General features: G+C 53.2%; 23 protein-coding genes and 2 tRNA genes. 16 read left to right on the top strand and 9 right to left on the bottom strand.

Annotated features, from left to right (window positions below; translation table 11 throughout):
• Positions 1-33 precede the first annotated feature (33 nt).
• Positions 34-729 (top strand): RadC family protein, encoded by a 696-nt coding sequence (gene radC / locus D7D48_RS03100; protein ID WP_125229896.1) that lies wholly within the window; start codon positions 34-36, stop codon positions 727-729.
• A gap of 47 nt (positions 730-776) precedes the next feature.
• Entirely contained in the window at positions 777-2,030 is a 1,254-nt protein-coding gene (locus D7D48_RS03095) for a multidrug effflux MFS transporter (protein WP_125229895.1), read from the top strand.
• 95 nt (positions 2,031-2,125) lie between these two features.
• Here the strand turns inward: D7D48_RS03095 and D7D48_RS03090 are convergent, their stop codons facing one another.
• The 4 genes from D7D48_RS03090 to D7D48_RS03075 form a co-directional block, all read right to left on the bottom strand.
• Entirely contained in the window at positions 2,126-3,574 is a 1,449-nt protein-coding gene (locus D7D48_RS03090) for an amino acid permease (RefSeq protein WP_125230859.1), read from the bottom strand.
• Positions 3,575-3,642: 68 nt separating this feature from the next.
• A complete protein-coding gene (locus tag D7D48_RS03085) occupies positions 3,643-4,020 on the bottom strand; it encodes a histidine triad nucleotide-binding protein (RefSeq protein WP_125229894.1) in 378 nt (125 codons plus the stop codon).
• A 15-nt stretch (positions 4,021-4,035) separates the two neighbouring features.
• The gene (locus tag D7D48_RS03080) at positions 4,036-4,350 is read right to left on the bottom strand and encodes a phosphoribosyl-ATP diphosphatase (protein ID WP_125229893.1); all 315 of its coding nucleotides are present in this window, start codon (positions 4,348-4,350) and stop codon (positions 4,036-4,038) included.
• Positions 4,350-4,859 (bottom strand): MarR family winged helix-turn-helix transcriptional regulator, encoded by a 510-nt coding sequence (locus D7D48_RS03075; protein ID WP_125229892.1) that lies wholly within the window; start codon positions 4,857-4,859, stop codon positions 4,350-4,352. The genes D7D48_RS03080 and D7D48_RS03075 overlap by 1 nt, the downstream gene beginning before the upstream one ends.
• 60 nt (positions 4,860-4,919) lie before the next feature.
• On the opposite strand from D7D48_RS03075, the gene D7D48_RS03070 reads away from it, so the two are divergent.
• The 3 genes from D7D48_RS03070 to D7D48_RS03060 all read left to right on the top strand — a co-directional run bounded on the left by D7D48_RS03070 (position 4,920) and on the right by D7D48_RS03060 (position 6,986).
• Positions 4,920-6,008 carry a branched-chain amino acid aminotransferase gene (locus tag D7D48_RS03070; RefSeq protein WP_125230858.1) on the top strand — a complete coding sequence of 363 codons (1,089 nt, stop codon included), beginning with the start codon at positions 4,920-4,922 and terminating at the stop codon, positions 6,006-6,008.
• Between the two features lie 62 nt (positions 6,009-6,070).
• Positions 6,071-6,145: transfer RNA gene (locus tag D7D48_RS03065), tRNA-Gln, on the top strand.
• Between the two features lie 154 nt (positions 6,146-6,299).
• A complete protein-coding gene (locus tag D7D48_RS03060) occupies positions 6,300-6,986 on the top strand; it encodes a response regulator transcription factor (protein ID WP_125229891.1) in 687 nt (228 codons plus the stop codon).
• A 37-nt stretch (positions 6,987-7,023) separates the two neighbouring features.
• Here D7D48_RS03060 and D7D48_RS03055 read toward each other — a convergent pair whose 3' ends face one another.
• Complete coding sequence (locus D7D48_RS03055; protein WP_125229890.1) at positions 7,024-8,397, bottom strand: class II 3-deoxy-7-phosphoheptulonate synthase; 1,374 nt, start codon at positions 8,395-8,397, stop codon at positions 7,024-7,026.
• Between the two features lie 284 nt (positions 8,398-8,681).
• On the opposite strand from D7D48_RS03055, the gene petA reads away from it, so the two are divergent.
• The 8 genes from petA to D7D48_RS03015 all read left to right on the top strand — a co-directional run bounded on the left by petA (position 8,682) and on the right by D7D48_RS03015 (position 14,476).
• Positions 8,682-9,341, top strand: a complete 660-nt coding sequence (gene petA, locus D7D48_RS03050; RefSeq protein WP_125229889.1) for a ubiquinol-cytochrome c reductase iron-sulfur subunit — start codon at positions 8,682-8,684, stop codon at positions 9,339-9,341.
• A 14-nt stretch (positions 9,342-9,355) separates the two neighbouring features.
• Positions 9,356-10,651, top strand: a complete 1,296-nt coding sequence (locus D7D48_RS03045; RefSeq protein WP_125229888.1) for a cytochrome b — start codon at positions 9,356-9,358, stop codon at positions 10,649-10,651.
• 17 nt (positions 10,652-10,668) lie between these two features.
• Complete coding sequence (locus D7D48_RS03040; RefSeq protein WP_125229887.1) at positions 10,669-11,532, top strand: cytochrome c1; 864 nt, start codon at positions 10,669-10,671, stop codon at positions 11,530-11,532.
• Between the two features lie 119 nt (positions 11,533-11,651).
• Positions 11,652-11,725 (top strand) — tRNA-Gly (locus tag D7D48_RS03035).
• A 145-nt stretch (positions 11,726-11,870) separates the two neighbouring features.
• Positions 11,871-12,404 (top strand): EF-hand domain-containing protein, encoded by a 534-nt coding sequence (locus D7D48_RS03030; RefSeq protein WP_125229886.1) that lies wholly within the window; start codon positions 11,871-11,873, stop codon positions 12,402-12,404.
• Between the two features lie 162 nt (positions 12,405-12,566).
• Positions 12,567-13,028, top strand: coding sequence for a tRNA (cytidine(34)-2'-O)-methyltransferase (locus D7D48_RS03025; RefSeq protein ID WP_125229885.1), 462 nt, complete (start codon positions 12,567-12,569; stop codon positions 13,026-13,028).
• Complete coding sequence (gene hemF / locus D7D48_RS03020; protein WP_125229884.1) at positions 13,025-13,882, top strand: oxygen-dependent coproporphyrinogen oxidase; 858 nt, start codon at positions 13,025-13,027, stop codon at positions 13,880-13,882. The genes D7D48_RS03025 and hemF overlap by 4 nt, the downstream gene beginning before the upstream one ends.
• Positions 13,883-13,888: 6 nt before the next feature.
• The gene (locus tag D7D48_RS03015; protein ID WP_125229883.1) at positions 13,889-14,476 is read left to right on the top strand and encodes a GNAT family N-acetyltransferase; all 588 of its coding nucleotides are present in this window, start codon (positions 13,889-13,891) and stop codon (positions 14,474-14,476) included.
• Here D7D48_RS03015 and D7D48_RS03010 read toward each other — a convergent pair.
• Positions 14,466-15,209 carry a hypothetical protein gene (locus tag D7D48_RS03010; RefSeq protein ID WP_125229882.1) on the bottom strand — a complete coding sequence of 248 codons (744 nt, stop codon included), beginning with the start codon at positions 15,207-15,209 and terminating at the stop codon, positions 14,466-14,468. The genes D7D48_RS03015 and D7D48_RS03010 overlap by 11 nt on opposite strands.
• Positions 15,210-15,288: 79 nt before the next feature.
• Between D7D48_RS03010 and lipB the strand changes: the two genes are divergently transcribed.
• The 3 genes from lipB to D7D48_RS02995 are packed head-to-tail and all read left to right on the top strand — an operon-like array spanning position 15,289 to position 17,555.
• On the top strand, positions 15,289-15,966 hold the full coding sequence (lipB, locus tag D7D48_RS03005) for a lipoyl(octanoyl) transferase LipB (RefSeq protein ID WP_125229881.1): 678 nt from the start codon (positions 15,289-15,291) through the stop codon (positions 15,964-15,966).
• Positions 15,967-15,981: 15 nt separating this feature from the next.
• Positions 15,982-16,266 carry a hypothetical protein gene (locus D7D48_RS03000; protein WP_185739766.1) on the top strand — a complete coding sequence of 95 codons (285 nt, stop codon included), beginning with the start codon at positions 15,982-15,984 and terminating at the stop codon, positions 16,264-16,266.
• Entirely contained in the window at positions 16,263-17,555 is a 1,293-nt protein-coding gene (locus D7D48_RS02995) for an NADH:flavin oxidoreductase/NADH oxidase family protein (protein WP_125229879.1), read from the top strand. Before D7D48_RS03000 ends, D7D48_RS02995 begins: the two co-directional genes overlap by 4 nt.
• Here D7D48_RS02995 and fdxA read toward each other — a convergent pair.
• The 3 genes from fdxA to D7D48_RS02980 all read right to left on the bottom strand — a co-directional run bounded on the left by fdxA (position 17,552) and on the right by D7D48_RS02980 (position 21,040).
• Positions 17,552-17,890 (bottom strand): ferredoxin FdxA, encoded by a 339-nt coding sequence (gene fdxA / locus D7D48_RS02990; protein ID WP_125229878.1) that lies wholly within the window; start codon positions 17,888-17,890, stop codon positions 17,552-17,554. The two genes, D7D48_RS02995 and fdxA, sit on opposite strands and share 4 nt — an antisense overlap.
• A gap of 105 nt (positions 17,891-17,995) precedes the next feature.
• Positions 17,996-18,244 (bottom strand): RNA-binding S4 domain-containing protein, encoded by a 249-nt coding sequence (locus tag D7D48_RS02985; protein ID WP_125230857.1) that lies wholly within the window; start codon positions 18,242-18,244, stop codon positions 17,996-17,998.
• Between the two features lie 15 nt (positions 18,245-18,259).
• Positions 18,260-21,040, bottom strand: a complete 2,781-nt coding sequence (locus D7D48_RS02980) for a helicase-related protein (RefSeq protein WP_425452513.1) — start codon at positions 21,038-21,040, stop codon at positions 18,260-18,262.
• Position 21,041 lies beyond the last annotated feature (1 nt).

Below are 21,041 nucleotides of genomic sequence, written 5' to 3'. Positions count from 1 at the left end.
AGAAAAGGGATATATCACAACAGGATAGCCCTGATGACAGATAATGTAGACAAGAGCGACCATCATGGCACGGGCCACCGTGCGCGTTTGCGTAAACGCTTGTTGGAAAAAAATGGCGAAAGCCTGCACGATCATGAATTGGTTGAATATCTTCTCGCCCTCGCCATTCCGCGCCGGGATACTAAGCAGATCGCGAAGGATTTAATTCACCGTTACGGCAACTTTTCGGCTTTGCTGACGGCAGACGCAGACAGTATCTTGCAGGAAAAATGGATGGGCGAAACCAGCGTGGCGGCGCTCAAAATCGTTCAAGTCGCGGCACTTCGTCTTCTTAGCGAACCTGTGCGCGAACTGCCGATCCTGTCGTCGTGGCAATCTTTACTCGATTATTTGCGCGCCGACATGGCGCATCTGACCATCGAACGCGTGCGTACACTGTATCTGAACAGCAAAAATATGTTGATCCGCGATGAGGTCGCAAGCGAGGGCTCGATAGATCAAGCCGCCATTTACACCCGCGAAGTCATCCGCCGCGCGATGGATCTTGGTGCAGCGGCAATTATTCTTGTCCACAATCACCCCAGCGGGGATAGCGCGCCCAGCCGACAGGACATTGCCATGACGCGCGACATTGCGGATGCAGGGAAAAAGTTCGGGATAGCTGTGCATGACCATATCATCATCGGCAAAAACGGTTTCAGCAGCATGCGCAGCTCCGGGTTGATTTGACGATTTAGCGGGTGGCAAAATAGTGGCCGCTCCCGCATAGCCGCAAAATGCCAACTCATAGTCCAGTTAATGAATCCATCGGTCCGCGTGAGTTGACCGTCATGATGTCGTCGCTCATGGCGCTTAATGCGCTGGCCATTGACGCAATGCTACCCGCCTTCCCCGCTATGGTGCGCGGGCTCGGCCTCTCTGAACCGAACCATATCCAATATATCATCTCAATTTTTCTGGCTGGCACGGGGATCGGGGCGCTTATCTACGGACCATTGTCCGACCGTTATGGACGAAAACCGATATTGTTGATTGCAGTTATGGGGTCGGCGATAGCTTCGCTAGCGTGTTCCTTTGCACCTGATTTTGAAATCATGATGATCATGCGCTTTGTCCATGGGCTTTTGGCGGCAGCGATGGGCGTTCTCGTAATTTCGGTCATCCGTGACCAATTTGAAGGCGACGCCATGGCGCGGCGCATGTCGACTATCTTCCTTATATTCATGATCGTGCCGATTATCGCGCCGACAATCGGCCAATTGGTCCTGTTTTTCGCTGGCTGGCGCGTGATTTTTGACCTGATGGCCTGCATGGCCGTCGCTGCCGCCATTTGGGTCTATCTGCGCTTACCCGAAACATTGGCGCCCGAAAATGTCATTCCTATTCAGCCAAAGGCGCTGGCCAAGGCTTGGAAAGTGGTTGTCCTGAACCGCAACGCCGCGGGCTATATGATTGGCGCGGGCATCACACAGGGCGCTTTGTTCGGCTATCTTAACAGTTCGCAGCAAATGTTTGACAAGGTGTTCAATGCCGCTGATTTTTTCACGATCGGTTTTGCCATCATCGCCATTGGTATCGCCATGTCAAACTTCACCAATTCGCGCATCGTCGAACGCTTTGGCGCGCGTCGTGTGTCGCAGACCGCTTTGTTGACCTTTATCGCATTGGGCGCGTTGCAATTACTTGCAGCAAGATTTGCCCCAACCTCCTTGCCCATTTTCCTTATCTTACTAACGGGCAATGTAGCCATGATTGGTTTTATAGGCTCTAATTTCTCGTCGATTGCCATGTCCCCCTTTGGCCATGTGGCAGGCGCAGCCTCTTCGTTTCAAACCTTTGTCCGCACGGCGCTCGCGGCGTCGCTTGGTGCAATCATCGGGCAGCAGTTTGACGGCACGGTTTATCCCGTTGCTTTTGGCTTTCTATGTTGCGGGCTGGTCGCGCTTAGCCTTGTCCTGTGGTGCGAAAAGGGGAAGCTGTTTACGCGTCCCGGCACAACCCAGCCGCTACCCGTCATTCCGCGCAATTAAGGCAAAGAAAAGGGGCGCCGAAGCGCCCCTGTCCTTTTGTCATTTGGTAACCAATTTACGAAATTGCAGCTAAACCGCTTTTCGGCGCTCCAATGTTACGCAATCCCTTGGCCAACATGGCTCCGGCGGCGGCTGTACAGGAAATACACAACCAACCCAATTGTTGTCCAACCCAAGAACATGAGTTCCGTATACCCAGAAAGCTGGAAGAACAGGAACACACAGCCTGCGGCAGCCAAGGGGCAAACCAAGAAGTACAAAGGTGTACGGAATGGCCGAGGGCGGTCGGGATTGGTACGACGCAAAATCATGACACCGACCGCAACGGTAAAGAATGCGAACAAAGTGCCAGAATTTGAAATGTCAGCCAATTTGCCAACAGGGAAAAGTGCAGCAAACAATGCCACAAATATACCTGTGCACAAGGTTACGACATGCGGTGTTCCATATTTCGGGTGAAGTTTGGAAAACACGTCAGGCAGTAATCCGTCACGCGCCATCACGAAAAAGATACGGGTTTGGCCGAACATCATCATCAAGATAACCGAAGGCAATGCAATGGCTGCCGAAATAGCCACAAGCTTCCCTGCCCAGCCGTGACCAATTTCATTGAGCACGAAGGCCAGAGCTTCTTTCGATTGTGACAATTCACCACCCGGTTGCGCTCCAACAGCGCCCGTAGCTCCAGCAGCAACCAACATGTAGATGATGGTGCAGATAGCCAGCGAACCAATCAAACCGATTGGGATATTCCGCTGCGGATTAATCGTTTCTTCTGCCGCTGTGGAAACGGCATCGAAACCGACATAAGCGAAGAAAATAGAAGCCGCCGCAGCCGCAACACCGACTGTGACCATGTTATTCGTAATCGGATCGACAACTTCCTTCGCGAAAAAGCCGTTCGGGCTAAATGGTTGGAAATTTTCTGCGTTCATTGCTGGCAATGCCAGGACAAGAAAGAGCATCAGAGCCGACACCTTGATAGCAACCAAGATTGCGTTAAAGCGCGCACTTTCTTTGGTCCCAATCAACAATAACGCCATACACAATAATGCGATGAGCATGGCGGGGACGTTGATAATACCGGGGTTTGCGTCGAATGGCCCAGCAACAAAGTCATTACCGACCTCTATAGCAAAGATATTCTCAACCAGCCCAACCATATATCCAGACCAACCAACTGACACAGCAGAGGCCGCGATGGCATATTCAAGGACAAGCGCCCAGCCGACAATCCATGCAATGATTTCGCCGAAAGTCGCGTAGCTATAAGTGTAAGCTGACCCTGAAACAGGCACCATTGATGCCAATTCAGAATAGCATAATGCCGCAAGTCCACAAACCACGGCAGCGATGACAAAGCTGATCATCATGGCCGGACCAGCTTTATTTGCAGCCTCAGCCGTTAAAACAAAAATGCCGGTGCCAATGATGGCACCAATACCTAGCATAGTAAGCTGAAAAGCCCCCAGCGTTCGCGTGAGCGATTTTTTCTCGGCCGTAGCCAAGATCGCATCAAGCGGCTTTACGCGCCCGAAAATCATACTCATCTCCCAAAAAAATATAGCTCCATAGTCGAACTAAACACTCCGTGCATTAGCGCAACTTAATTTCACCGCATAAGCATGGGGCCAAGCGGTTTTCCACCAAAAATATGGACATGCAGGTGCGGAACCTCTTGATGCGCGTCTATTCCGATGTTGGCGAGCAGGCGATACCCTGGCTCAACCAGCCCCAATTCGCGCGCAACATGCCCCACGGCGCGGACAAAGCCGGCGACTTCAGCATCGCTGGCTTTTGCGCTAAAATCGTCCCAACTGACATACGCACCCTTGGGAATAACCAGCACATGGACGGGCGCTTGCGGGTTGATATCGTCAAACGCCAAGGCCCATTCGTCCTCGAACACCTTGCGGCACGGTATTTCACCGCGCAGGATTTTGGCGAAAATATTCTGGTCGTCATATTCCAGTGTGGGGTCAATCGGCATGTATCACTCCTTGATTTATGTCCGCGCAGCTTTTTCAACCAAGCCAGACACCCCTTCCCTGCGATCCAGTTCGGCAAGCACATCGTCCATCGTTACGCCTGCATCGCGCAGCAAAATCATCAGGTGAAAAATCAGGTCAGCGGCCTCGGCCGTAACCTCTTGCGCATTTCCCGAGAGCGCCGCGATAATAGTCTCGGTAGCCTCTTCGCCAACCTTTTGCGCGATTTTGCCGCGGCCTTTGGCGAATAAAGAAGCGACATAGCTGCTATCAGGGGCGGCGTCCGCGCGCTGAGCGATGGTGTTTGCAAGCCTTATGAGTGTATCGCGCATTAAATATCTTTCTGTAAGGCGATGACCATGGCCTTGTCCTCAGCAGGAATCAAACCTTCAAGAACACGCCAAAAGCCTGTGACCGATTCCTGCCCCGCCGCAGCATAAGCGGACGCCAGGCTGCTACGCAGCGCATCAAACAATTGTGCTTCAAACTGAACGCCCTCGGGCGTTAGGCGTAAGAGCTTCTGACGCCGGTCAATATTCCCCGTGCGCGTTTCGACAAGCCCCCGGTCTCCCAAATCGGTCAGAACACGTCCAAGCGACTGTTTGGTGATAGCGAGAATTTTCAACAAGGCACTAATCGGCAGGTCGGGCTGACGCGCAATGAAATAGAGCGCGCGATGGTGCGCGCGGCCAAGGCCATGTTCCGCCAAACCTTCATCAATAGCACGCGTTAGGCGCGTATATCCAAAGAACAAAAGTTCGACCCCACGCCTTACTTCATTTTCACGAAGGAACAGAGGAGACGCGGTCGGCGTGACAGAAACAGAGGATGGGACAGCCATATTGACGTATCTTGGCCTAGGCCATAGGACAGCGCAAGACCCTAATGAATGAGAACATCGATGAACGCTGGCGCATTTCCTTTTGAGGCAAACCCTAATCCGGTCGATCCTAGTGAACGCGCGGCGCGGCTTGTCGATCCTGGTTTTGGACGGGTGTTTACAGACCATATGGTTACAATCCGTTATTCGGACGACAAGGGCTGGCATGATGCAAAGGTTGGACCGCGCGGTCCGCTGACGCTCGACCCTGCGACAGCCGTTTTGCATTATGCGCAAGAGATTTTTGAAGGATTAAAAGCCTATCGTTTGGCCGATGGCGGAATGGCGTTGTTTCGCCCTGAACAAAATGCCCGCCGATTTCAACGCTCGGCAAAGCGCTTGGCTATGCCCGAATTGCCCGAAGAGATGTTTCTGCAAGCGTGCAAGCAATTGGTTGAGGTTGATAAAGACTGGTTCCCTCCTGTCGACGGTGGTTCCATTTATCTGCGCCCGTTCATGATCGCGAGTGAAGTTTTTCTGGGTGTGAAGCCGTCTGCCGAATATCTGTTCATGGTCATTGCGTCTGCGGCAGGCAATTATTTCAAAAGCGGCGCGCCAGCCATCTCGATATGGGTGTCCGAACAATATACGCGCGCGGCACCGGGAGGCACTGGCGCGGCAAAATGCGGCGGCAATTATGCAGCCAGCCTTATCGCACAATCCGAAGCCATTAAGCAGGGTTGCGACCAAGTCGTTTTTCTCGACGCAGCCGAACATCGCTGGGTAGAGGAATTGGGCGGGATGAACCTGTTTTTCCTGTTCGACGACGGGTCAATCATCACACCGCCAGCTGACGGAACGATATTGGAAGGTATCACCCGTGATTCCGTGCTGACTTTGGCACGCGCGCAAGGATTAAACGTGCGTGAAGAACAGTACGCCATTGACCAGTGGAGAGCCGATGCGGAAAGTGGGCGCTTGGTTGAAGCCTTTGCCTGCGGGACTGCTGCAGTGATTACACCAATTGGGAAAGTGCAATCTGCAACGGGTAGTTTCACCATCGGCGCAGGCGGTGCAGGGCAGATGACACAGCAAATCCGGGCAAAACTTGTGGATATCCAACGTGGAATTGCCGCGGATGACCATGGTTGGGTGCAACGCATTGATTAAGCAGTTGCGCAATAAAATTCCCACGATATAAGCCCCCCGCATCGGCCAGATTACTGGCTCGCTGGGGCGTCGCCAAGCGGTAAGGCAGCGGCTTTTGATGCCGCCATTCGCAGGTTCGATCCCTGCCGCCCCAGCCATTTTACACAAACCACAAAAGCGCCAGCATCAATTTTTTTGTAACTGTATGTAAAAATAGGTAAATCTTTCTCACCCATCTAGTAACTAAGTAATATATCGTTAGATACATCCCATCGCCGTATCTTCGGCGGTTTGTTATGGGGTGGGCATAGGATGAAAGTGTTTATTGCTGACCATGGTTCGGATATTGTCGACTATCTTAAACAGATAGTCGAGGACCTAGGGTATGTTGCCGTTGGCTGTACTGACAGTAAGGTCATTAAGGAAATATTGTCGCGGGACATATTTGACCTCGTCATCTTAGATTGGAATATTCGCGCCGCGGATGGCTCGTCTTTACTTGAATGGATGAATAAGACATTACCCACACGACCACCAGTAATCATGATGGCCAACCGGTCTGCTAAGCGCGATATTACCGACGCCTTAAATTCTGGTGCTGACGATTACATAACAAAGCCAGAAAGCCGTAATGTTATTGCCGCTCGGGTAAACGCTTTGCTGCGCGGCAATGCGGTTGGAGGCGCATTTGATACTGAAGTTACCTATGGTGCTTATAAAATGAACCGACTTGAGCAAAGCGTAACAATTCATGGGCAGACCGTCATATTGACGGCCAAGGAATTTGAGTTGGCGGAAATGTTTTTCAAAAACAAAGACCGGACTTTGTCACGTCACTATATCATGCAAACCATTTGGCGTACAACGGCAACCCTAGCGACACGAACATTAGACATGCATATATCGAGGGTTCGCGCGAAGTTGGCTTTACGACCAGAAAATGGTTTCCGGATCTTTACGGTTTTTGGTTACGGTTATCGCCTTGAATCTGCTCAGTAACCCAAAAGCAGTAACGCTTTAATGCTAAAAAGCCGCCTTAAGCGGCCTTTTTTGCACGCTCCGCCATTTCCTGGTTCAACATTTCGGCCAAAAGAAACGCGAGTTCCAAAGACTGCGCCGCATTTAAGCGCGGATCGCAATGTGTGTGATAACGGTCTGCCAGACCTTCATCGGTCACGGCAACTGCACCGCCGGTGCACTCAGTCACATTTTGCCCTGTCATTTCGATATGGATGCCGCCACCAAAGCTTCCCTCGGCGCGGTGCACAGCAAAGAAGCCGCGCACTTCGGCCAAGATACGTTCAAACGGGCGCGTTTTATATCCGCTCGCTGATTTGACGACATTGCCATGCATCGGGTCACAGGACCAAATGACAGGATGTCCCTCACGTTGCACGGCGCGCACCAAGGTCGGAAGGCCTGTTTCTACCTTGTCGTAACCGTAGCGCGAGATCAACGTGATCCGCCCTGCTTCCCGCTCGGGGTTCAGTGTATCGAGCATCCGCAACAATGCATCTGGTTCTAAGCTTGGGCCACATTTTACGCCAATGGGGTTGCCGATGCCGCGCAAAAATTCGACATGGGCCGACCCTTCAAATCGCGTCCGATCGCCAATCCATAAGAAATGCGCGGACGTATCATACCAGCCACCAGTCAGGCTGTCCTGACGCGTCATCGCTTGCTCATAGGGCAACAACAAGGCTTCATGGCTGGTATAGAAGCTCGTCCCCTTAATCTGCGGCACTGTTTCTGGCGTGATGCCACACGCCTCCATAAAGGCCAAAGCTTCGCTGATACGATCTGCGGTTTCTTTATATTTCTGTGCCCATGGGGAGCGCCCCATATAATCATGAGTCCAAGCATTTACCTGCTGCAAATTGGCGTAACCGCCGTTGGAAAAAGCGCGCAATAGGTTCAATGTGGATGCCGCCTGACTGTACGCGCGGATCATGCGCGCTGGGTCAGGCTCCCGCCCCTCGGCGACAAATTCAATGTCGTTAATAATGTCGCCAAAATAGCTCGGCAGCTCAACGCCGTTAATAGTTTCGGTTGGCGTAGAGCGCGGCTTTGCAAACTGGCCAGCCATGCGCCCAAGTTTCACCACCGGCAACTTGCCCGCGAAGGTCAGCACAACAGCCATTTGTAAGATGACACGGAATGTATCGCGGATATTATTCGGGTGAAATTCAGCAAAGCTCTCGGCGCAGTCCCCGCCCTGAAGCAGAAAAGCCTTACCTTCGGCTACTTTTGCAAGATCAGCGGTAAGGTTGCGCGCTTCGCCGGCAAAAACCAAGGGAGGATAATTACGCAACGTGTTTTCGGTTGCTGACAATGCAGCCGCATCCTTGTATGCAGGCATGTGGATGCCTGTTGCGTCTCTCCAGCTTTCAGGCGTCCAGCTCGTCGCCATGGGTCATGCTCCAACAATAATAGAATAATATTTGCGCCCTTTAGGCGTAACATGTTGTCGGTAGCAAGTGTTAGCGCCTAATTTCCATTGGTTTCGCAAAATGCAACACAGCCAGCGTCATTTGCCACATTGTTAACCAAATTGCCTGTTGGCAAATGACAGGAAAGACGTCTATGTGGCCGCTGAATCGCCCCTATCGTGCGTCAGATTTCTGGACGTGATTGGAGTGATAAGATTTCGACGGTATTGCGCGGTTTAGTTCCGCGACGCAAAAAGGGCAGGTTATGTCGACAGTCAAAAAAACAAAAACCACCGGGAAAAAGCCGGTGAAAGCGCCTAAGGCATCTGCTGCAAAAGCGGGTAAAGCAGCGATCAGCAACACTGCTGCAGAAAATCCGTCAGTTGCAGACAACGGCCAAACACCGGGCGTCCGCCGCCGTGACTTTATTCACATCGCAACCGTCAGCTTCGCTGGCGTTGGCGCCGCCGCCGTTGCAATGCCCTTAGTATCGCAGATGAGCGCCAGCGCCGACGTACTGGCCTTGGCTTCCATCGAAGTCGATGTAGCAGCTATTCAACCCGGCCAGTCGATCAAGACCAGCTGGCGTAAGCAACCCGTCTTCATCCGCAACTTGACACCTGCCGAAGTCGAAGAGGCTAACAAGGTTGATGTCGGCGCATTGCGCGACCCACAAACGCTTGCCGACCGTACAAAGCCGGGCAAAGAAAATTGGCTTATTACTCTCGGTGTCTGCACCCATTTGGGTTGTGTGCCTTTGGGCGCCGCCGCGGGAGAAGTTAAGGGTGAATATGGCGGCTATTTCTGCCCATGCCATGGTTCGCATTATGATACCGCCGCACGTATCCGGAAGGGTCCAGCCCCGACGAACCTCGTCGTTCCGGAATTCGCATTCATTTCTGACACAGTCGTAAAAATCGGTTGAGGAGCTAGAACGTCATGAGCTTCCCTTGGGCACAAGAATATAAGCCGCAAGGCACAGTAAGTAAGTGGGTTGATGAACGCCTGCCCTTGCCGCGCTTAGTCTACAATGCCGTTGGTGCCGGATATCCGGTTCCACGCAACCTCAATTATTTCTGGAACTTCGGCGTCCTTGCGGGCGTTGCTTTGGTCATCCAGATTGTGACCGGCATCATCTTAGCCATGCATTATTATGCAAGCGTAGACGGTGCGTTTAACAGCGTTGAGCATATCATGCGTGACGTGAACTCGGGTTGGTTCATCCGTTATGCACATATGAACGGTGCCAGCTTCTTCTTTATCGTCGTCTATATCCACATTTTCCGCGGCCTTTTCTACGGTTCGTATAAAGCGCCGCGTGAAATGATTTGGCTGCTGGGCGTCACAATCTTTCTATTAATGATGGCGACCGCCTTTATGGGCTATGTTCTTCCTTGGGGCCAAATGAGCTTCTGGGGCGCACAAGTTATCACCGGCTTTTTCTCGGCCATTCCTGTGGTAGGTGAACCATTGCGTCAGTGGCTCCTTGGCGGCTTCGCGCCTGACCAAGCGGCATTAAACCGCTTTTTCTCTCTGCACTATTTGATGCCATTCGTTATTGCAGGTGTCATCATTTTGCACGTTTGGGCGTTGCACATTCCGGGTTCATCCAACCCGACCGGCGTTAGTGTAAAGAGCGAACAGGACACGGTTCCATTCCACCCTTATTATACCGCAAAGGACGGATTTGGCCTTGGGATCTTCCTGATCTTCTTCGTAGCCGTAACCTTCTTTGCCCCGAATATGCTGGGCCATCCGGACAATTATATTCCGGCTAACCCGCTGTCGACGCCAGCGCACATTGTTCCTGAATGGTATTTCTTGCCATTCTACGCGATTTTGAAAGCTTTCACTGTCGATTTCGGTATTCCGTTCACAGGTATCATCATTATTGAAGCCAAGTTGATGGGCGTGCTGGCGATGTTTGGTTCGATTCTGTTGCTGTTCTTCCTGCCATGGTTGGACACGTCACCAGTGCGTTCAGGGCATTATCGCCCGCTGTTCCGCAAGTTCTTCTGGTTCGGATTGATTCCATGCATCATTTTGTTAACCTATTGCGGTGGCAAACCACCTTATACCCAGTGGGTTATTCTCAGCCAGATTGCGGCAGCATATTATTTCATCCACTTCTTGATCATCTTGCCAATCGTTTCGCGTATTGAACGGCCGCTTCCGCTGCCAAACTCAATCACCGAAGCTGTAACCGGCAAACCGCTTGAAAAAGCGGCTGCGTAAAACAGGGAAGCAGTATCATGGTTCGTTTAGGTGCTTTTTTAGTAGGCCTGTTTTTCAGCGGCATGCTTTTACTCGGTCTTGGGGATACCGTCATCAAGGCTATTCAGGAACCTGCGCAGCCTTCGGCTGAGTATGAATTTCATGAAAAGCCGCTTGCCGTCAGCTTCGCGCATGACGGTCCGTTCGGTAAGTTTGACCGCGGTCAATTACAGCGCGGATTGAAGGTATATTCCGAAGTGTGCGCGGCGTGTCACAGCCTCAATCTTGTTGCCTTCCGCGATTTCGCGGCATTGGGTTACAATGAAGATCAAGTGAAGGCACTGGCCAAGGCATGGAAGACAGAAGTGCCGACCATTAACCCGGAAACAGGTGAACCTGCCACACGGCCCGGCATTCCTGCAGACAAGATTCCTTCACCATTTGCGAATGAAGTTGCGGCGCGTGCGGCCAACAACAATGCGCTTCCACCTGATCTTTCGCTGATCACTAAGGCGCGTGCCGATGGTACGGCCTATGTATACTCCTTGTTGATGGGCTACCGTGATCAAGCTGGTTACAAGAATGCAGAAGGCAAGGAGCTGCTAAAGGAATTCCCTGACGCCGCGACGCCCGCCGGCTTGCACTTCAACCCATGGTTCGCAAACTTGAACATCGCGATGGCTAACCCAATTGCAGGTGATGATCAGGTTACCTATGATGATGGTACAAAGGCCACCAAGGAACAAATGGCGAAAGACGTTTCTGCATTTTTGGCATGGACCGCTGAGCCTAAGATGGAAAACCGCAAAAGCGCAGGTTGGGCAGCTTTGGGCTTCCTGTTCATCTTCACCGTTCTAGCATGGATGTCCTACCGGACCATTTGGGCAGACAAGAAGCACTGATAGTGTGACATCAATTTTGGAAGGGGCCGCTTTTGCGGCCCTTTCTTTTGCAATCAGGGCGTTGACGCTGTGGCCGGATAATGGCAATAGCAGCGCTCCAAACGGCCATTCGGTTCGTCGCGGGTATAGCATAGTGGTAATGCACTAGCCTTCCAAGCTAGCTAGAGGGGTTCGATTCCCCTTACCCGCTCCAACTTTCTTTCCTTTGTGCATTGTTTGCACCACTAAGCTGAGACAGTTTGCAACAGCATGGCCATTGTTTTGATAACCTATCGCGACATATTCATCCTATATTCATGCGTACTCACTAGCGGGGATTATTAGAAGGAGCGAGAACGATGAAGAAACTTTCACTCTATGCTGGCATCATGGTCCTTTCTGTTACTTCCGCAGCGGCGCTTCATGCTGCACCCGTTAAAGCCGATTCATACGGAAATCGCATTGTCACCAAGGCGGAAGCCATGAGAGCGGCCGATGCGCGCTTTGCTAAGATAGACATAAATGGCGACGGCACATTAAATGCTGCCGACCGGGCCGCCATGATGGCAAAGCGCTTTGCGATCATGGACGCAGACAATAACGGCGCAATTAGCCAAAGCGAGTTCATGGAAATTCATCAAGCTGGCGCCGAGCGACGCGCAGACCGGCGTGAACGGCGCATGGAACGCATTGGGGCTAGCATGCGTGAACGCCGCCAACGCGGCCGTGTTGGCACCATAGCCATGATGGCACGCGCCGACACCAATGGGGATAAGGCCGTTTCCCAAGCAGAATACCGCGCTGCGATTGACGCACGCTTTAGTAAAACCGACGCCAATCAAGACGGCATTATTTCAATTGAAGAACGTCAGGCTGCGCGCAAGATACGCTGATCTTAGCACGAAAACACCCAAGTGCTTATATTGGCGATGTTCAATTAACGATCAGATGCCGGATGTGAGCCTGTTTCCCCCTTTTTTGCACAATAACTGTTTGTACGCCGGCTAAAATACACGCTAATTGCCGAAAAATAGGTATTTAGTTAGGAGTGTCACATGCGCATCGCGCTGTATCAGCCGGACATGGCAGGGAATGTCGGCGCGGTTTTGCGCACATCGGCCTGCTTTGGCGTCATATGTGATATTATCGAGCCTTGCGGCTTTGCCTTTTCAGAACGCGCGTTAAAGCGTTCAGGCATGGATTATATGGACCATGTCCAAATTCAACGTCATGCCGACTGGTCCGCATTTCTCGAAACATTAGATGGCGCGCGTATTGTCTTAATGTCCAGCAAAGCCTCTACCCCGCTTCCACAATTCGCCTTTCGACCTGATGACATCATCCTCATGGGGTCAGAAAGTAAAGGAGCGCCACCCGAAGTACATGCACGCGCCGACGCGCGCGTCTGTATTCCTATGGCAACAGGATTTCGATCCTTGAACATTTCGGTATCGGCTGGCATCGCTTTGGCAGAAGGTCTTAGACAGACCCATTCATTCCCAAGAGGCGAGAAATGACCCTGATATTAGATCAACGCCAGCAGGCCGCACGGACATGGTTCGAATCGCTCCGCGACAGCATTTGCGCTTCGTTCGAAGCGATCGAGCGCGAAGCTGGTTCCGATGCGTCGTTTGATTATACCCCATGGGATCGCAACGACCATGATGGCTCCCCCGGTGGCGGCGGTGTCCGTGGGGTTATGAAGGGCAAGGTTTTCGAGAAAGTCGGCGTGAATGTGTCGACCGTAGGCGGCAGCTTTAATCCCGAATTTGCCAAAACCATTCATGGTGCAGCTGAAGATCCCAGTTTTTTCGCCACGGGCATCAGCCTCGTCGCGCACATGGCCAACCCGCATGTCCCAGCGGTACATATGAATACGCGTTATCTCGTCACCACAAAAAGCTGGTTTGGCGGCGGTGCAGACCTTAACCCGCCTATTCCCTATGCGGAAGATACAGACGACTTCCATGCCCGTCTTCGCGCCACCTGCGCGCCTTATGGCCCAGATGTATATGAACGTTATCGTAAATGGGCGGACGAATATTTCTGGATACCGCACCGCAACGTCCATCGCGGTGTCGGCGGGATTTTTTACGACCATCTCGAAAACACAAGCGACGCGTTGTTTGATCAGAATTTCGCGTTTACCCGGGATGTCGGCAATGCCTTTCTGGACATCTTTCCAAAGCTCGTCCGCCGCCGCATGAATACCCCCTTCAGTGCCGCGGAAAAACAAGCCCAATTGCGCTGGCGTGGCCTGTATGCCGAGTTTAACTTGGTCTATGACCGCGGCACAACCTTTGGATTGAAGACAGGCGGCAATGTCGACGCCATATTGATGAGTCTGCCGCCCGAAGTAGTATGGGCCTAAGCTCACATGGTGTTTAGCCCGATTGCACGTGGCGAACTAGGTGCCATTGTCACATCGTTGGAAATGACGCGCCGTCCGCCTTTGCGGGCACTGCCCGCGTCAGAACTCCGGCTAGAACGATGGCAATCCCCATCGGCAGAAACCTATCGCACTTTGTATCGTCGTATTGGCGAACCATGGCTTTGGTTTTCCCGGCTTGCGCTACATGACACCGACCTGTTGCACATCATCCACGACCCGGCCGTGCGTATCTGGGCCGTTCTGGACCGGCGCGGCATTGAGGTCGGGATATTGGAGTTAGATTTCCGGCAGGCCGGGCAATGCGAAATTGCCTTTTTCGGCCTGGTGCCAGAATTGACAGGTAAAGGTCATGGTAAATGGCTGATGGCGATGGCGCTACAAATGGGCTGGGCAGAGGTTGGCGTTCAGCGGATGTGGGTACATACCTGCACGCTGGATGGTCCCCATGCGCTGGCATTTTACCAGAGGTCCGGTTTCATCGCCTATGAACGGCAGTTAGAAACCTTCCCTGATCCCCGCCTGAATGGTCTCATCCCGCGTGATGCTGCGCCGCATATCCCGCTTATTGATTAGGTGTCTGCGCGGAAAGCTGTCGGTTGACAGCGACGAGCATCACTATGAACACAACGGCCTCTATGGCCACAAACAACGCCTTGACGGCGGACACGACAATCGGGACGCCGCCCTCGCCAGCGATGGATTGGCAAATGGCGACGATTGCGGCATCGGCCACACCTGCAAAAATACGCAAAATAACGGCAACGAAGAGCATCAAAAAAAGGATCGACCAACCGCAGTTATGAGTAACGCGCCAGGAACGGATGACGGAACTGCGGACACCTCCCCCGACATCCTGCGTGATGACGGCAGGCAATATCGCAAAGCGGCCAGAGAGATACAGGCCAGGTATGATCAGCATAAGAAATCCCGCCAAAGTGGCCCAACCAACGAGCAAACTTGCAAGCAAATAAGGGAAGAATAACGCCGCAGCGATTTTCAGAGCATCGCCAACTTTTTCCAAGCTACGGCCCGACATCAGCACATATAGTGACAGGCTACCATATATGGTTACCAACATCGTCGGCACAAGGACGCGCCAGTTGGCTTCGAAATAGCGACTGATTTCTAATATGGCCTGATTTCTATCATCTAGATTTTCAACAATCAGCGGCGGCATGAGAAACGCCGAAACCCATGCCGACATGAATATGAAAAAGCCCGCAATTGCGGCAATGGCCTCTTTATGCACGGCAAGCAAAGCCCGCGCGTCCATCCAAACAGCGCGATAATCAAGCTTCTTTGGCATAAACTCTCCTTAGCTGTGCGCGGCGTAGAGGCAGACATATACGGTGGCAAGCCGCTTGCACCATGCTAAAGGACCTATCATGACTTTGGATCATAATATCGACTGGGACATATCGACGGGTCTGACACCCTATCCAGACGCACTAGAGCGTATGGAAGCGTTGCAGGCCGCCATTCGTGACGACAATGCCAAAGAGTTGATCTGGCTACTGGAACACCCGCCCTTATACACCAGCGGCACCAGTGCGGACCCCGCAGAACTGCTGAGCCAGCAATTCCCAGTTTATGATACAGGGCGCGGCGGACGATACACCTATCATGGACCGGGCCAGCGCGTTGGCTATGTTCTATTGGACCTTGCCCGCCACGGGAAGGATGTCCGCTGCTACGTCCATGCGCTTGAAGGCTGGGTGATAAATGCGCTTGGCCATTTTGGCATCGAAGCTCGCCGCGCTGAAGGGCGCATCGGCATTTGGTGTGACACGCCCGATGGCCAAGAGGCAAAAATTGGCGCGATTGGTGTACGTATTCGCAAATGGGTCACGATGCATGGCTTTGCCGTCAATATCTCCCCTGATCTCGAACATTTTTCTGGAATCGTGCCCTGCGGAATATCGGAATATCCAGTAACTAGCCTCGCCGCATTAAGCATTAACGCCAGCTTATCTGATTTTGACGCCGCATTGAGGTCCACTTTCCCCGATTTTCTCAACAGCCTTGCGAAAGCGGGTGAAAATTGTACGGATGCGCCGAGTTAGACTGACGAGGATATTATGCGTTTTTGCAACTTCACGCCTGCCCTTGCCATAATGCTGCTTCTGTCCGCATGCGGCGGATCAAAGGAAGATAGTCGGGCCACCGAAACGCGTATGGATAGGCTTGATAGTCTAGAAGGCACAATCAGCGACGATATGATCAACACAGACGAAGCTGTTGACGATGTGCCAGTTCAGGCTGACGCCGACATTACGGTTCCTGCCGCAAGCGTCAAAGAGGCCCCAGCCAAAACCGAGGCTACCGACAAGGCAAAAGTCGAAGAATCCGGCGAGCAAGAATGAAATTAAGCAACACACTGACGCTGCCTTGCGGGGCCGTACTGAACAATCGCATCGCGAAGGCTGCGATGACGGAGGGACTTGCAGACCCATTGGGTCGTCCGACCCCTGAATTACAGCGCCTATACGCCATTTGGTCCGACGGCGGCGCTGGCCTCCATATTTCGGGCAATATTCATATTGATGCCGACCATCTAGAGCGCCCCGGCAACGTATTTTTTGACGGACATCCCGACGCGGAAATGATGGCAGCCCTCCAATTTTGGACAAAGGCAGCGACCCGAAACGGCAATCATTTCTGGGCGCAAATCAGCCATGCCGGACGGCAGACGATGCGTGCGATTAACCCACGTCCCAAGGCACCATCTGCCGTCAAGTTGGGATTACCCGGTGGGCAATTTGGTACGCCTGTGGCCTTAACCGAGGACGAAATTCTGAACCTCATTGGCCGCTTTGGTCAGGCCGCATTACATTGCAAAAATGGCGGATTTACTGGCGTTCAAATTCACGCAGCGCATGGCTATTTGATATCGCAATTCTTAAGCCCACGGTCAAACCAACGCACCGACCGTTGGGGCGGCAGTCTTGTGAACCGCGCTCGTTTCCTAATGTTCACTATAAACACCGTGCGCACTTTGGTCGGGCCGGAATTCCCCATTTCGGTAAAATTGAACAGTGCCGATTTCCAACGCGGTGGCTTTGCCTTTGAAGACAGTCTGCAAGTAGCCCGGTGGTTGCAGGATGCAGGTGTAGACCTCATCGAAATTTCGGGCGGCACGTATGAGCAACCCAAGCTGCTGGGCTTAGAAGGCATGGAAGAGGAGGAAGCCCAGAACGTGGCAGACACCACGCTCTCCCGCGAAGCTTATTTTGTTGATTTCGCCCAAGCGATGAAGGCTGAGTTAAAAATACCGTTGATGGTGACCGGCGGCTTCCGCAGCGCATCGGCGATGGAGCAAGCGTTACGCAACGGCGGCGCTGATGTCATCGGCCTTGCCCGTCCATTATGCGTCATGCCCGAAGCACCAAAGAGGCTGCTCGGTGGTATGGCAATGTTACCCAAGGTCGAAAACCAATTGAAGCTGCTGCCTGAATGGCTATCTAGCTTACGCAAGATCAAGATGGTGCGCAGTGTTGAGGGATTTGCGACGCAATATTGGTTTTACAGCCAAATTTATGCCCTCGGCCGTACAGGTCGCACAGCACCAGACATGACGGTTTTTGCCGCCTTGCGTGAAGTGGAATCCTATCAGAAAGATTGGTTGAAGGCGTCCCGCACCGCGAGAGCTTAATCGCCCTCGCCGGGATCAGGACTGAAATATTTGTCGAACTTATCTTCCACGCCCTTAAACTCATCCGCATCTGCAGGTGGTTCACGGCTTGATGTGATATTCGGCCATTCCGCGCTATAAGTCGCGTTCAATTCAAGCCATTTCTCAAGACCGTTTTCGGTGTCTGGCAAAATCGCTTCGGCAGGACATTCAGGCTCGCAGACGCCGCAATCGATGCATTCATTCGGATTGATGACGAGCATATTGTCGCCTTCATAAAAGCAATCCACCGGACATACTTCAACACAGTCCATATATTTGCAGCGGATGCAGGCATCGGTAACGACATAAGTCACTTGCGAAAATCTCCAAAACGTAGCGGCAGATTAGCCGCTTCCCTTTGCTGCCTATTGCGAGGCGCGGGGAGAAGTCAACGGCGGAATGCAACTGCCTGTCATATTTTAGTCCATAAGCTGATAGCAAAGCTTCGCTTCATTCGCGGGTCCACGCCGTGTTGGTATCGATATCAGTTTGAACATCACAAAGGCTTCACCGATTGGCAAGGTGATCACATCGCCCGTTGAGATGGACAAGCTAGCCTTTTCTACACGACGGCCATTGACGCGGATATGTCCGGCCTCCGCCCAGTATTGGGCAAGCGTGCGGCTCTTGGCAAATCTTAGAAAGAACAGAAGCTTGTCGATCCGCAACTGAGCCCCAGCCAATTAGAGTTTTAGCCCCTTAAGCGCTGCCAATTGCAAAGCCAGGGATGATGGTTGGGCAGTTTGCGTGGTAACAAGCGGCTCCCGTTCATTTTTGGGCCTTGGCTTACTTGTTGCGCGGGCTGCCTGCGATTGCGGCTTGGCGCGTTGCGGACGCTGCTCGGGCGGGCGGGGCTTTGGCAAGCCAACCCAACGCCAATGCGTCAAAGTGACAGCTTGCAACTCGATAACTGGCGGCGCAGCTTCCTCTGGGGCGCTTTTTGCGACTTCGGCAGTTGCTGTGCCTTCTTCGACCTCAGCTTCGGGTGCTGGAACGGATTCTGCTGCGACAATCTCAACTGCCTCGGAAACGGTTTCAGCGACTACCTCCGCCTGAGGTTCTGGCGCCTTCTCCGCTGGGCGGAACCCTGCATCACGCATCAGCGCCTTCAATCCGTTTTCGCTGATACCCAGCGAGGTGGCGAACGCCATGTCCATACCGAACAGATTCCCCTGCCCGCGCGCTTCATGCGCTTTTTTGATAACGCGCTCGGCCAAGTCAATGCGGACATATTCGTCGCCGATCCGGCGATAGCCTGCGTTGCGGGCTTCGGACGCACTAGCAAAAATCCACGCCTTCAAATGCACAGCGCTTTCGGGCGGAAGTTCAGGCATCGCGCGGTTGTCGCGGGCTGCAAACAAAGCGGCCCGCCATTTGGCCGCCGCTGGCTTCAGCGCGGCATGGTGATAGATATCAAGTGCGCCAAAAACGATGCCGCCCTTTCGTGCCGCGCCGCGCGCTTCCTTAGGAAGCGCCGCAATCGCATCGGCCAAATAATGGCGGCCCGCAATGCCGCCTTCGTCAGCCAAACGGACTGCAAGCGCGCGGACATTGCCGTCGACATCGGCTTGCTGCGCGAGGTCCAAAAGCCCGATTATGCCGCCCATTGCCTTTGCCAATTGCCCCGCAATCCAGCTTTCTGCGCGGGTTGTAATTTCGCGCAACGCGTCACCTTCAAGCCCAGCGACCGCCTTTACCGGCGAAAATGTAGGTTGGAGCAGTGTCCGTCCCTTGGTCAGCGCACCCAGTATTTCGCCCTGCCAGAAAATGGCGGGCTTGCCCTCTCCATCGGCTGCGAGCGAGAATTCGCTGTCCTCTGCCATGCTTACGTCCTTTGCCTTTTGTCTCAAATATGCTGCCAAATGCCGTTCGGCGGCAGCCAATAACAGTTTACGGTCACTTGCTTTCGCCGCCGGGTCAACCCGAAACGCGAAGCCCTGTAAAGTGCCAATGTCTTCTCCATCGACCAGAACATGAGTGTCGGCTTGAATCTCCACCGGTAATAACCCCACGTCCTTGGCGTTTTTCCGCAATAGCATCGATGTGCGTTTATCGACAAATCGCTGACGCAAGGCATCGTGCAAGGCGTCCGATAATTTTTCCTCCAGCGCGCGTGCGCGCTCCGCCATGGCAGGAGGGTTTGTCAGCCAATCGCTCCGATGGGCAATATACGTCCATGTCCGCACCGCCGCGATTCGAGCCGAGAGCGTATCAACATCGCCTTGGATGTTATCCAGCCGCGCAAGTTCACTGGCATACACGCCTTGCGGGATGACACGTTTATTTTGACCGAGATACTGCCACAGCGACGCAACGAAGCGGCTGTGATGTTCCTCACCCATTTGGCGGAAGTCGGGCAGGCTCGCGACCTCCCAAAGCCGTGCCACGTCTACTTGATGGCGGATTAGAGCCTTCACATCTGGCATTTCGGCCAAACGCTTGAGCACCAGCAAATCTATTGCCTTCGGCGCTGGCAATAATCCAGACCGATGCGGCTTCTTCTCCAAATCCGCGATCAAAGTCGCTATGTCATTAAATCGCGGCTTGGCTTCACGCCAATATAGCCAGTCCAGACGCGGGAAGCTGTGCCCTTCGATTGCCAAAACTTCTTCCGGCGTGAATTCACTGCCCTCGCCTGCCAACGTTCCAAAACTGCCATCACGCTGATGCCGACCAGCGCGGCCCGCAATTTGGGCCATTTCGGCAACGGTCAGGCGTCGGCGGCGTGAGCCATCGAATTTGGACAGGCTGACAAATGCGACGTGTGCGACATCAAGGTTCAACCCCATGCCAATAGCGTCAGTTGCAACGAGATAGTCCACCTCGCCCGATTGGAACATAGCGACCTGCGCATTACGCGTCCGTGGGGACAGTGCCCCCATCACAACCGCAGCGCCCCCGCGCATCCGCCGCAAAGTCTCCGCCACGGCATATACTTGCTCAATTGAAAAAGCGACGATCGCTGACCGTTTGGGTAAACGCGACAGCTTCTTCGCACCGGCATAGCTCAACGTCGAAAATCGCGGGCGGGATATGATTTCAGCATCGGGCAGCAATGCGCGAATAATCGGGCGGAGGCTTTCCGAGCCCAAGATCATCGTTTCCTCACGCCCACGCGCGTGCAATATTCGGTCGGTAAAAATATGCCCGCGTTCGGGATCTGCCCCCAATTGCGCTTCGTCTATGGCGACGAAAGCAAAGTCCTTCTGAATGGGCATGCTTTCAACGGTGCAGCAATACCAGCGGGCTTGCGGCGGTTCAATCCGCTCCTCACCCGTAATCAAAGCAACATTCTGCACGCCCTTTAGGGCAACAACACGGTCGTAAATTTCTCGCGCCAGCAAGCGGAGCGGAAAGCCGATCATCCCGCTGGAATGTGCGCACATCCGCTCCACGGCAAGGTGCGTCTTGCCAGTATTGGTTGGGCCTAAAATGGCCGTTAGGGCGGAACGGACTGGGGGCAAA

Source organism: Sphingorhabdus wooponensis (assembly GCF_003933235.1).
GTDB lineage: Bacteria > Pseudomonadota > Alphaproteobacteria > Sphingomonadales > Sphingomonadaceae > Sphingorhabdus_B > Sphingorhabdus_B wooponensis.
Note: the sequence above shows the minus strand (reverse complement) of the source record. Positions and strands in the feature narration are given on the sequence as shown.